Raw genomic sequence first — 11,227 nt, 5'->3', positions numbered from 1 at the left:
CAACGTCAAGCGGAAATCACTTGCTTTGTGAGGATTTGACGATTCGCAGGGCCGCCTGGAAGGCGGCTTCGGCGTCGAGCGCGGTGGTGTCGATGGTCACCGCATCCGCCGCGGCGGCCAGCGGGGCCACGTCGCGGGCGGAATCCCGCGCGTCCCGGGCCGCCATCTCGCTGGCGACCAGGGCCAGCTCCGTCGCAGTCCCTCGGCCCAGCAGCTCGGCATGGCGGCGGCGGGCGCGCTCCTCCGCGCTGGCGGTGATGAAGAGCTTCACCTGGGCCTGGGGGAAGACGACGGTGCCGATGTCCCGCCCGTCCAGCACCGCGCCATGGGTGGCGCCGAAGCCGCGCTGGAAGTCGAGCAGCGCCGCGCGGACGGCGGGGATGGCCGCGACCTTGCTGGCCGCCGCATCGGCCTCGGGGCCGCGCAGGTCGGTCCGGGCGAAATCCGCGGGCGTCAGGGCGCGGGCCGCCGCCTCGGCCGCGGCGGGGTCGGCGGGGTCGGCCTGGGCGTCGAGCACCCGGCGCCCGGTGGCGCGGTAGAGCAGGCCGGTATCGAGGTAGGGCAGGCCGAGCTCCGCCGCGAGGCGGCGCGCCAGCGTCCCCTTGCCCGCCGCCGCCGGTCCATCGACCGCGATGACGAGGGGCGCGGGGCTCATGCTGGGACCATGCATCCGCCCGCCCCGGCCGCTTCCATGAGCGGCAGGAAGTTCGGGAAGCTGGTCGCGATGAAGCTGCCGTCGTCGATGGACAGCGGCTTCTGGCAGGCGAGGCCGAGCACCAGCGCACTCATGGCCAGGCGGTGGTCCATCTGGGTCGCGACCAGGCCGCCGCCCGGGGGCGGGCCGCCGCAGCCATGGACCAGCAGGTCGTCGCCGTCGATCTCGCAAGCGACGCCGGCCTCGCGCAGCAGGGCGGCGGTGCCGGTCAGGCGGTCGCTCTCCTTCACGCGCAGCTCGGCGAGGCCCCGGAAGCGGCTGGTGCCCCGCGCGCAGGCGGCGGCCACGGCCAGGATGGGGTATTCGTCGATCATGCTCGGCGCGCGCTCGGCCGGGACGTCCACGGCCTGGAGGTTCGAGAATTCCACGGTCAGGTCGCCCACCGCCTCGCCACCCTCCACACGCGGCGCGCCGACGGTGAGCCTGGCGCCCATCTCCCGCAGCGAGTCGAAGAGCCCGGTCCGCAGCGGGTTCAGCCCCACATTGGCGATGGTGAGCCTGGAGCCGGGCACGATCAGCGCCGCCACGAGGAAGAAGCCCGCCGAGGACGGGTCGCCGGGCACCTTCACCGGGGCGGCCACGAGCTCCGGCTGGCCCGTCAGCTCGATGATCCGGCCATGGCCCTGGGTCGCGACATGCACCGTCGCGCCGAAGTGGCGGAGCATGTTCTCGGAGTGGTCGCGCGTCGCCTCGGGCTCCACCACGCGGGTCACGCCCGGGGCGCAGAGGCCCGCCAGCAGACAAGCGCTCTTCACCTGGGCGGAGGCGACGGGCAGCGTGTAGTCCAGCGGCAGGGGGTTCCTGGCGCCCTCGATGGCCAGCGGCAGCCGCCCGCCCTCGCGCGAGAGGAAGCGGGCGCCGGTGGCGGCCAGGGGGACGGTCACGCGCTTCATGGGGCGGCCGCGCAGGCTGGCGTCGCCCGTCATGACCGCGAAGAGGGGGTGGCCGGCCAGCAGCCCGCAGATCAGCCGGGCGGCGGTGCCGGAATTGCCCATGTCGAGGACGTCCGCGGGCTCGGTCAGGCCGCCGATGCCCCGCCCGGCGACGCGCCAGCGCCCCGGGCCCAGATGCTCGACGCTGGCACCCAGCAGGCGCATGGCCTGGGCCGTGCGCAGCACGTCCTCGCCTTCCAGCAGGCCCTCGATCTCGGTGGTGCCGACCGCGAGGGCGCCGAACATCAGCGCCCGGTGGCTGATGGACTTGTCGCCAGGCACGGAAAGGCTCCCGGACAGGCCCTGGCGGGCGGGGGAGGAGCGCAGCGGGGTGGGATTCGGATGGGCGGACATGGGACGGCCGTTTGACACCGACGCGCGGGCCGTGGCAATGCGCGCGGCCTGCCGGACTGGGCAGAAGGAATCAGAGGTCTCCATGGCAAAGCCGGAACTCGGTCTGAAGCGCACCTGCGTCGCCTGCGGCGCGAAGTTCTACGACATGATGAAGCAGCCTGCCATTTGCCCGAAATGCGGCACGGAGCAGCCGGCCGAGCAGCCGCGCCCCCGTCGTTCCGCCAATGTCGTGCCCGATGACAAGCTGAAGAAGCGCGCGGCCGGCCCGGCTGAGGCCGATACCGACGATATCGAACTGGAGGACGTCGAGGGCGACGCGGTCCCCGACGACGCGGACGAGCTCGAGGACGAGGACGACGCGATCGGCGAAGAGATCGAGGTCGAGACGGATCGCGAAGAAGAGGGCTGAGGGCCTTCTTTTCGCCCTCAGGCGCCGGGCGCGCCCTCCGCGCGCCTGGCTTCGCCGCGCCTCGGGCTCGCCTGGGGGCGTGGGCTTAAGGCGGCGCGGCCGCTATTCGCGGCCGGGTCCCGGGTTGGTGCGCCCGGCTTGTGCAGGCTGCGCGCCTGGGCGGCTCCGACGCCCCTGAGTCCGGGCTGACCTGCCCCCATCGCGGTTGCGATACGTCCCCCGCACTCGTATCAACGCGGCATGCGCGGTCTCGTTCTTGCTTCCCTCCTGACCCTCGTCATTCCTGTCGCTCAGGCGCAGCAGCGGGCACCTGCGGCCGCCGCGCGGCCCGCGCCCTCGCGTCTCGGCGAGTTCCAGGCCTGGACCGCGGCCTCGCACATGGAGGGCGGGCAGAAGGTCTGCTATGCCTTCACCCGCGCCCGTTCCATCGACGGCGTGCCCGGCCGCGAGGCCGGCAATGTCATGCTCATGGTCACCCACCGCCCCGGCGGACGGGACCAGGTGGCCTTCCGCGCCTCCTACCCCTATGCCCGCAACGCCGCCTCGAAGCTCTTCGTCGGGCAGAGCGAGTTCGAGTTCTACACCTCCGGCGAGACCTCCTTCGCGCGCGACGGCCGCGCCGTGGTGGCCGCGCTGCGCAACGGCCGCGAGGCGCTGGCGCGCGGCCCCGGCCCCAACGGCCGCGGCCAGGCGACCGACACCTTCGGCCTGAACGGCTTCGCCCAGGCCTATGACGCGATCTCGCGCGAATGCCCGGCGCCCCGCAGGTGAACAAGGCCTTCCCCCCCGCGAACCGCGTCGCCCAGCCCGTGGACGGGCTCACGGAGGCGGAGCGCGTCCGCATCCTCGCCAAATCCGCCCATTTCGCGCCGCCGCCGATGGTGGATGCGGAAGGCCGGCGCGACCTCGTGGGCCTGACGCGCGAGGAGCTGGCGGAGGAAATGGCCGCGATCGGCGAGAAGCCTTTCCGCGCCAAGCAACTCTGGCACTGGATCTACCACCAGGGCGTGCGCGACTTCGCGGTGATGAACAGCATCGCCAAGCCGCTGCAGGCGAAGCTGGCCGAGCGCTTCACCATCGGCCGTCCGGGCATCAGCACCGAGCAGACCTCCACGGACGGCACGCGCAAGTGGCTGTTCAAATGGCGCGATGGCCAGGAGGTCGAGACCGTCTACATCCCCGACGACGACCGGGGTGCGCTGTGCATCTCGACGCAGGTGGGCTGCACGCTCAGCTGCTCGTTCTGCCACACGGGCACGCAGAAGCTCGTGCGCAACCTCGGCACGGCCGAGATCGTCGGCCAGTTCATGGCCGCGCGCGACAGCTACGGCGAATGGCCGACGCCCAAGGGCGAGGAAGGGCGGCGCGTTTCCAACATCGTCGTCATGGGCATGGGCGAACCGCTCTACAATTACGAGGCGACAGCGCGCGCGCTGAACATCGTGATGGACCACGAGGGCATCGCGCTCTCTCGCCGGCGGATCACGCTCAGCACTTCCGGCGTCGTGCCCATGATGGACAAGTGCGGCGAGGAGCTGGGCGTGAACCTCGCCGTCTCGCTGCATGCCGTCCGCGACGATCTGCGCGACGAGCTGGTGCCGCTGAACCGCAAATACCCGATCGCCGAGCTCCTGGCCGCCTGCCGGCGCTATCCGGGCGCGTCCAACGCGCGGCGCATCACCTTCGAATACGTGATGCTGCGCGGCGTGAACGACAGCGAGGCCGAGGCGCATGAGCTGGTGCGCCTGCTGCGGGACCTGCCGGCCAAGGTGAACCTGATCCCCTTCAACCCCTGGCCCGGCAGCGCCTACCAGACCTCGACGCCCGAGGCCGTCCGGCGCTTCGCGGCGATCCTGAACGATGCGGGCTATTCCAGCCCGATCCGCCGTCCGCGCGGGCGCGATATCCTCGCCGCCTGCGGCCAGCTCAAGACGGAGAGCGAACGCTTGCGCCGCAAGCCGGCGGCGTGAGCGAGGCGCAACCGCCAGCACGCCCCGTCGGCATCTGGCTGCTCGCCCTGGCGAGCTTCGCCTCGGCCGCCGGCATGCGCATCATGGATCCGCTGATGCCCCTGGTGGCGGCGGATTTCGGCGTCACCGTCTCCTCCATCGCGGTCATCGTCGCGGCCTTCATGCTCTTCTACGGCAGCGGCCAGGTGGCGACGGGGCCCCTGGGCGACCGGCTCGGCAAGCTGCGCGTCGCGGGCTGCGCGCTGCTGCTCTTCGGCAGCTTCACGGTACTCGCGCAGCTCTCCACGAGCGTCACGCAGCTCACCATCCTGCGCGCCTGCAGCGGCCTGGTGGCGGGGGCGATCATCCCGCTGCTGCTGGCGCATATCGGCGACACGGTGCCCTATTCCGACCGCCAGGCAGTGATCGGCCAGTTCCTCATCGGCAATGTGATGGCGCAGCTCGTCACGGGCCCCATCTCGGGCGTGATCGGACAGCATTTCGGCTGGCAGGCGAGCTACCTCTGCTTCGGCATCTTCACCATCGGCGTCGGACTGACCGTGGCCGTGCGGCTCGGCCCGCAGATGTGGCAAAAGGCGCCCGGCGGCGGGCGAGGGCAGAGCGGCTTCCTCGCCTATGCGCGGCTGCTGAGGAACCCGTCGGCGCGCAAGCTGCTGCTGGGCGCCTTCCTCGACGGCGCGTTGCTCTTCGGCGGCGCCTTTCCCTTCATTGCCTCCTATCTCATCGAGGAATTCTCGCTGGAGGCGGGCGAGGCGGGGCTGGTGGTCGCCTGCTTCGGCCTGGGGGCGCTGGCCTACACCCGGCTCGCGCGGCGCATGGTGGGTCGGTTCGGCGAGACGGGGCTGCTGCTCTGGGGCGGGATCGGCCTCGCGCTCGGCCTGGCGGCGACGGCCGCGGCGCCCTTCTGGGGGTTGGTGCTGGCGGTGCAGCTACTGCTGGGCTTCTGCTTCTACAGCTTCCACGGCGTGCTGCAGGCGCGCGCGACCGAGGCGATGCCCGAGGCGCGCGGCACCTCCGTCTCGGCCTTCGCCATGTCGCTCTTCCTCGGGCAGACGGCGGGCTCGCTGGTCTTCGCGGGCGTGATCGCGACCGGCGGGTATCGCTGGGCCTTCGGGATCGCCGCCGCGGGGATGATCATCTTCGCGCGCTGGGTCAGCCGCGTCTCCCGCCCCTGATCAGCACATGTTGCAGGTCAGCAGCGGCTGGCCGTGCGCCTCGCACATCCGCACGCCGGTCGATTCCACCGGCTTGTTGCCGATGCCTCCGGATTTCGACGCCGTCAGATTCACCTTCGCATCCCCGAGCGCGCGGTTCAGAAGCCGGAGATAGGAGGTGATGTCGGTCGGCTCCCATCCCGTCTGCTTGGAGAGGAAGTCGATCCGGGGGATCCGTCCCCGCCGGCCGAGCTTCGTCACCGAGACGTGCTGGTCCGAGCCGCCGGCACGCAGCGCGCGGATCACCGTGGTGGAGCAGTTCTTCTTGATGGTGTGGTAGCTGGCGCTCTCATAGGCGTAGCCCTTCCACCACTTCGAGATGGCGTCCGTATCGAGAACGCCCGGCGCGATCTCGCAGGTCTCGTCCGCGCCGCGGCCCTCGTCCATCACGTCGTGCTGGTAGCTCGGGTTGCAGCGGTGCTTCACCTTGTAGACGTTCGAGGTGCCGATGACGCGCTCGAGGAAGGAGGCCAGGCGGGGGCTCTTGTCCTTGTCCACCAGATAGTTCCGGTCCTCGTCCTCGGAGGGCCACCAGGAAATATACGCACCGCCTTCGATCTGCACGGAAGAATGGCCCCAGGAGGCGTTCCGCCCGCCACGCACATGGTCCCAGCAATAGACCCAGACCTTCGCCATCCATCCTCTCCCGATGCCTCGCGCATGTGATCGCATCCGGGTTGAGGAAGGATGAAGCCGCTACTCCGGCTGGAAGTTCGCGATCCGCAGCAGCTCCTGCGAGCGGGTGAAGTCGCGCTGGATGAAGGCGGCGAAGTCGCTCGCGGTCTCGGCCAGCGGTTCGATGCCCAGCGTCGCTACGCGGGCGCGCACATCCGCCTCGAACATGCCCGTCCGCATCACCTCGCCGATACGCGCCGAGATCTCCGCCGGCAGGCCGCGCGGGCCCCAGAGGCCCCACCAGCTCTGGATGTCGAGGCCGGGCATGCCGGCCTCCTGCGCCGTCGGGATATCCGGCGCGGCGGGGGAGCGCTGGGCGGCCGTGATGGCCAGCGTCTTCACCGCGCCGCTACGGTGCTGCGGCAGCGTCGCGAGGATGGGGTCGAACATCAGCTTCGCATTGCCCGCCACCACGTCCGTGATCGCGGGCGCCGTGCCGCGATAGGGCACCTGCACGATGTCCACGCCCGCCTGACGCACGAATTCGATGGTCGCGAGATGCCCGGCGGCGCCGAGCGAGGAGACGGCGAAGGACCAGTCGCGCGGATTGGCGCGGCAGGAGGCCAAGGCCTCGGCCAGCGTGTTCTCGGGGCGGGCCTTGTGCATGATCAGCAGCAGCGGCCCCTGGCCCGTGCGGATCACGGGCGTGAGGTCCGCCACGGGATCGTAGTTCGGGTTGCGCATGACCAGCCGCGCCAGGATCTGGATCGAGGCCGAGAAGCAGAAGGTGTAGCCATCCGGTGTCGCCTGGGCGACGGCCTGGCCGCCCACCGCGCCATTGGCGCCGGCCCGGTTCTCCACCACGAAGGTCTGGCCCAGCTTCTCTTGCAGCTTGCCGACCGTCACGCGGGCCATGCCGTCCGTGGCGCCGCCGGGCGTGAAGGGCACGATGACGCGGATGGGCCCGCGTCCGGGCCAGGCGGGCTGCGCGTGCACGGTGGGCGCGGCCAGTGGCGGGGCAGCCAGGCTGCCGAGCGCAATGAGGTGGCGACGCTGCATGGCGATTCTCCGGGGGACTGGAAAAGCATGGCACAAGCCGCGACCTTCTCGACATGGAACCTGTGGATGTCGCGCTCGTCCTCGCCATCGACGTCTCGGCCAGCGTCGATTTCGACGAGTTCGCGCTGATGGTGGGCGGGCTGGGCACGGCCTTTCTCAACCCGGACGTCATCGCCGCAGCGACCGGCGGGCCGCGTCGGGCCGCCGCCGTGTCCGCTCTCTTCTGGTCCGATGGGCAGGAACTCGCGGTGCCCTGGCATCGCGTCGCTGCCGTCGAGGACGGCGCCCGCATCGCCGAGGCGCTCGAGGGCGCGCCCCGCCTGCCGCGCCCCGGCGCCACCGCCCTGGGCGAGGGGCTGGTGGCGGCGCTGGCTTTGCTCGCACGCTGCCCGGCCTCCGCCACGCGGCTGATCGTGGATGTCTCGGGCGACGGCGCCAGCAACCGGGGGCGCCCGCCGGGCCCGATCCGCGACGTAGGCGTGGCGGGCGGCGCCATCATCAACGGGCTCGCGGTGGTGAACGAGGAGGCCGACCTCGTGGAGCACTACCGCGCGGAGGTGATCGGCGGCCCCGGCAGCTTCGTCATGGAATGCGCCGACTACACGGATTTCGCGGAAGCCATCGCGCGCAAGCTGGTGCGTGAGCTGCGGGGAGCGGAGGGGATCGTCTGACCTTAGGTCTATTTGATCCATATAGATGAATATTCAGGAATTTACCTTATCGTCGACAGATTCCGGCAGGAAATTTGCCATCTATTTGGCGCGTTCTTTCAATGCTTGAGCAATCACGCTCGAGCCTCTAACCGAGGAAATGATGAGCAACTCAGTCATTTCGGTAGCTGCTCCAGCTACGACGGAGTGCAAGAGTAGCTACGAGGCGATGGCTTTGATCCAGGCGGTCGATAGCGACATCGAGTTCTGGAACAGGTTCATCCCTTACGTCTCCCTGTCCGTCCTGGTCTGCGCGATGATCGTCGCGATTGCAGGAGCATTCGCCAGTAACGGTCTCAACAGGTGGCGTATCGTCAGCCTGAGCCTCGCTCTGGCCATGGGGCTCGGTGGTGTCGTTGCCTCGATCACGGCGTCGAACAGGCTCCAGACCACTGTCGGGCATCTGACCCGGATCAACGAGCAGCTCATTACCGCCATCAATGCGCTGGAGATGAGTATCGAGGGCAAGTCCGAACAGGAGGCCCGTCCGTTGCTGTTCGCTTATGTACAGCGTCATGCCGCTGTAAGGATGGAGTTTCAGCGAATCCGGGCGGACGCATGGTCGCTCCCGTTGCCCCCCATGTTCGCGACGAACGCCGTCCACGCCGCTCAGTAGGTTCTTGCCTTGCGGTATCGGCCCCGGCGCAGTGCAGCGCCGGGGGTGGGACTCGAGCTTCCGGTCAGGAAATCGCCTAGGGGCGGCTCTCGGAACCGGTTTGGTCCAGCTGCCGCAGCTTCGCGATCTCGGCCTCCAGCACGCCTTCGGCCAGGTCGGTCGGGAAATAGGCGGGCATCTCCACTGCCTCCGACAGCAGGCGCTTGTAGTAGGCGCGCGGCACCTCCTGCGTGCCGAACTGGGCGAGGTGGCTGGTCTGGAACTGGGCGTCCAGCAGGGTAAACCCCCCGATCCGCAGTCGCGCCACCAGGTTCACGAGGCTGATCTTGGAGGCATCGTCGGCGCGGCTGAACATGCTCTCGCCGAAGAAGGCGCCGCCCAGCGCCACGCCGTAGAGCCCGCCGACCAGCGCCTCGCCCTGCCAGGCCTCGATGGAATGGGCGTGGCCCTGCTCGTAGAGCGCGACGAAAAGGCCGCGGATCTCCTCGTTGATCCAGCTGTCCGGCGAGCTGGGCCGGGGGGCCGCGCATTCGTCGATGACGCGTGCGAAGGCCTGGTTGGCCGTGATGCGATAGGGCGCCTGGCGCATCCGCCGCGCCAGGCGGCGCGGGATGTGGAAGCCGTCCAGCGGGATGACGCCCCGCTGCTCCGGGTCCAGCCAGTAGAGGGTGCGCGCTTCCCGGCTCTCGGCCATGGGGAAGAGGCCGATGCGATAGGCCCGGAGCATGAGCTCGGGCGTGATCTCCATCTGGCGGCGGGACATGCCGGATGACCTCAGCCGCGCCGGGAAGGGCGGGGGGGCGGCAGGCGGTCCGCTCGGGCCGAGGTCTTCACCGCCTCATCCTAGACGGAGATTCGAGTGCGCCGGAATGATTGATTGAGCACCGCGGCCGCGGAATTTTTTTGGCGCGGCTCGCATCTGGTCCAAGGCCCGCCGCGTAGCCCCCACTCAGGGCATGGGTGATGGGATGAGCAACGCGCTGCTGGTGATTTTGACGGCCCGGCTGAAGCCGGGGGAATTCGAACGGCTGGCGCCTTCGGTCCCGTATTTCGTCGACGCCTCCCGGAACGAGCCGGGCTGCCTCTCCTTCGACTTCTACCGTTCGATCACGGATGGCGACGTGGTGACGACCATGGAGCGCTGGGACGGCCCGATGGCCACGATCGCGCATCTCTGCGCGATCCATACCCGGAGCTTCATGTCCCTGCTTCAGGATTGCGTCGCGCAGCCCTTCACCTTCACGACGGTGCCCGACACGACGCGGCCCGGGGGAAGTTATGCCCCCGCTTCGGACTGGCGCGCCACGAAACGCTCGAGCCAATGGATGGTGTAATCGCCGGCCTGGAACTCCGGGTCGGCCATGATGCGGTGGTGCAGGGGCAGCGTGGTACTGATTCCGTCCACCACCATCTCCTCCAGCGCGCGGCGCATGCGGGCGATGGCCTCCGCGCGCGTCGGCGCATGGACCACCAGCTTCGCGACCAGGCTGTCGTAGTGCGGCGGCACCGAATAGCCCGAGTAGAGCGCGCTATCGACGCGCACGCCCAGGCCGCCGGGCGCGTGGTAGGTGTTCACCTTGCCGGGTGAGGGCGCGAAGGTCACCGGGTTCTCCGCCGTGACGCGGCACTCGATGGCATGCCCGCTGAATCGCACGTCGGATTGGCCGTAGCCCAGCTTCTCGCCCGCCGCGATGCGGATCTGCTCGCGCACGAGGTCCACCCCGCAGACCATCTCCGTCACCGGATGCTCCACCTGCAGGCGGGTGTTCATCTCGATGAAGGAGAACTGGCCGTCCTGCCAGAGGAACTCCAGCGTGCCGGCATTGCGGTAGCCGATCTTGGACAGCCCGGCCGTCACCTGCGCGCCGATCGCGTCGCGCGCGGCGGCGTCGAGCGCGGGCGAGCCCGCCTCCTCCACCAGCTTCTGGTGGCGGCGCTGCAGCGAGCAATCGCGCTCGCCGAAATGCACGACGTTGCCGTGGTTGTCGGCCAGGATCTGCAGCTCGATATGACGCGGCCGGTCGAGATACTTCTCCATGTAGACCGCGTCGTCGCCGAAGGCGGCCTTGGCCTCGGCGCGGGCCACGCGCCAGGCCTCCTCCAGCTCGCCCTCGTGCTGTGCGACCTTCATGCCGCGCCCACCACCGCCGGCGGCGGCCTTGATCAGCACGGGATACTTGATCTTCTCCGCGACCTCGCGGGCCTCCTCGAGCGTCTCCAGCGCGCCGTCGGAACCCGGGACCAGCGGCACGCCGAGCTGGCGCATCGTGTCCTTGGCGGTGATCTTGTCGCCCATCATGCGGATGTGGTCCGCCGTCGGGCCGATGAAGGCGAGGCCGTGCGCCTCCACCATCTCGGCGAAGCGGGCGTTCTCCGAGAGGAAGCCGTAGCCGGGGTGGATCGCCTCTGCTCCCGTGATGGTGGCGGCGGAGAGGATGGCCGCGACGTTCAGGTAGCTCTCGCGGGCCGAGGGCGGGCCGATGCACACGCTTTCGTCGGCGAGGCGGACATGCATGGCGGACGCATCGGCGGTGCTGTGCACGGCGACGGTGCGAATGCCCATCTCCTGGCAGGCGCGATGCACCCGCAGCGCGATCTCGCCGCGATTGGCGATCAGGATCTTCTTGAACATG

The 11,227-nt window shown here is 69.8% G+C and carries 13 protein-coding genes; 7 read left to right on the top strand and 6 right to left on the bottom strand.

Features of this window, described 5'->3' with window-relative positions:
- Nucleotides 1–16: 16 nt before the first annotated feature.
- Nucleotides 17–655 (bottom strand): (d)CMP kinase, encoded by a 639-nt coding sequence (cmk, locus tag WJM96_RS19655; protein ID WP_424814245.1) that lies wholly within the window; start codon nt 653–655, stop codon nt 17–19.
- Nucleotides 652–2,001, bottom strand: a complete 1,350-nt coding sequence (aroA, locus tag WJM96_RS19650; RefSeq protein ID WP_424814244.1) for a 3-phosphoshikimate 1-carboxyvinyltransferase — start codon at nt 1,999–2,001, stop codon at nt 652–654. Before aroA ends, cmk begins: the two co-directional genes overlap by 4 nt.
- A gap of 82 nt (nt 2,002–2,083) precedes the next feature.
- On the opposite strand from aroA, the gene WJM96_RS19645 reads away from it, so the two are divergent.
- The 4 genes from WJM96_RS19645 to WJM96_RS19630 all read left to right on the top strand — a co-directional run bounded on the left by WJM96_RS19645 (nt 2,084) and on the right by WJM96_RS19630 (nt 5,555).
- Entirely contained in the window at nt 2,084–2,410 is a 327-nt protein-coding gene (locus tag WJM96_RS19645) for a TIGR02300 family protein (RefSeq protein WP_424814243.1), read from the top strand.
- A gap of 240 nt (nt 2,411–2,650) precedes the next feature.
- A complete protein-coding gene (locus tag WJM96_RS19640) occupies nt 2,651–3,181 on the top strand; it encodes a hypothetical protein (protein WP_424814242.1) in 531 nt (176 codons plus the stop codon).
- On the top strand, nt 3,160–4,380 hold the full coding sequence (rlmN, locus tag WJM96_RS19635; RefSeq protein ID WP_424814241.1) for a 23S rRNA (adenine(2503)-C(2))-methyltransferase RlmN: 1,221 nt from the start codon (nt 3,160–3,162) through the stop codon (nt 4,378–4,380). Before WJM96_RS19640 ends, rlmN begins: the two co-directional genes overlap by 22 nt.
- Nucleotides 4,377–5,555 carry an MFS transporter gene (locus tag WJM96_RS19630; RefSeq protein WP_424814240.1) on the top strand — a complete coding sequence of 393 codons (1,179 nt, stop codon included), beginning with the start codon at nt 4,377–4,379 and terminating at the stop codon, nt 5,553–5,555. Before rlmN ends, WJM96_RS19630 begins: the two co-directional genes overlap by 4 nt.
- On the opposite strand, the gene WJM96_RS19625 is transcribed toward WJM96_RS19630, so the two are convergent.
- Nucleotides 5,556–6,230: a hypothetical protein gene (locus tag WJM96_RS19625; protein ID WP_424814239.1), complete on the bottom strand. Its 675-nt coding sequence runs from the start codon at nt 6,228–6,230 to the stop codon at nt 5,556–5,558.
- Between the two features lie 60 nt (nt 6,231–6,290).
- Nucleotides 6,291–7,268, bottom strand: a complete 978-nt coding sequence (locus WJM96_RS19620; protein ID WP_424814238.1) for a Bug family tripartite tricarboxylate transporter substrate binding protein — start codon at nt 7,266–7,268, stop codon at nt 6,291–6,293.
- Between the two features lie 53 nt (nt 7,269–7,321).
- On the opposite strand from WJM96_RS19620, the gene WJM96_RS19615 reads away from it, so the two are divergent.
- Entirely contained in the window at nt 7,322–7,939 is a 618-nt protein-coding gene (locus WJM96_RS19615) for a DUF1194 domain-containing protein (RefSeq protein ID WP_424814237.1), read from the top strand.
- Between the two features lie 139 nt (nt 7,940–8,078).
- On the top strand, nt 8,079–8,594 hold the full coding sequence (locus tag WJM96_RS19610; protein WP_424814236.1) for a hypothetical protein: 516 nt from the start codon (nt 8,079–8,081) through the stop codon (nt 8,592–8,594).
- Nucleotides 8,595–8,670: 76 nt separating this feature from the next.
- Here the strand turns inward: WJM96_RS19610 and aat are convergent, their stop codons facing one another.
- Nucleotides 8,671–9,357 (bottom strand): leucyl/phenylalanyl-tRNA--protein transferase, encoded by a 687-nt coding sequence (aat, locus tag WJM96_RS19605; RefSeq protein WP_424814235.1) that lies wholly within the window; start codon nt 9,355–9,357, stop codon nt 8,671–8,673.
- 193 nt (nt 9,358–9,550) lie between these two features.
- Between aat and WJM96_RS19600 the strand changes: the two genes are divergently transcribed.
- Complete coding sequence (locus WJM96_RS19600) at nt 9,551–9,928, top strand: putative quinol monooxygenase (protein WP_424814234.1); 378 nt, start codon at nt 9,551–9,553, stop codon at nt 9,926–9,928.
- Here WJM96_RS19600 and accC read toward each other — a convergent pair.
- Nucleotides 9,871–11,226, bottom strand: coding sequence for an acetyl-CoA carboxylase biotin carboxylase subunit (gene accC, locus WJM96_RS19595; protein WP_424814233.1), 1,356 nt, complete (start codon nt 11,224–11,226; stop codon nt 9,871–9,873). The genes WJM96_RS19600 and accC overlap by 58 nt on opposite strands.
- Nucleotide 11,227: the final 1 nt, after the last annotated feature.

The organism is Roseococcus sp. YIM B11640 (assembly GCF_049727625.1).
Lineage (GTDB): Bacteria > Pseudomonadota > Alphaproteobacteria > Acetobacterales > Acetobacteraceae > Roseococcus.
The sequence above is the reverse complement of the archived record's forward strand: the minus strand, read 5'-3'. Positions and strand labels throughout refer to the sequence as shown.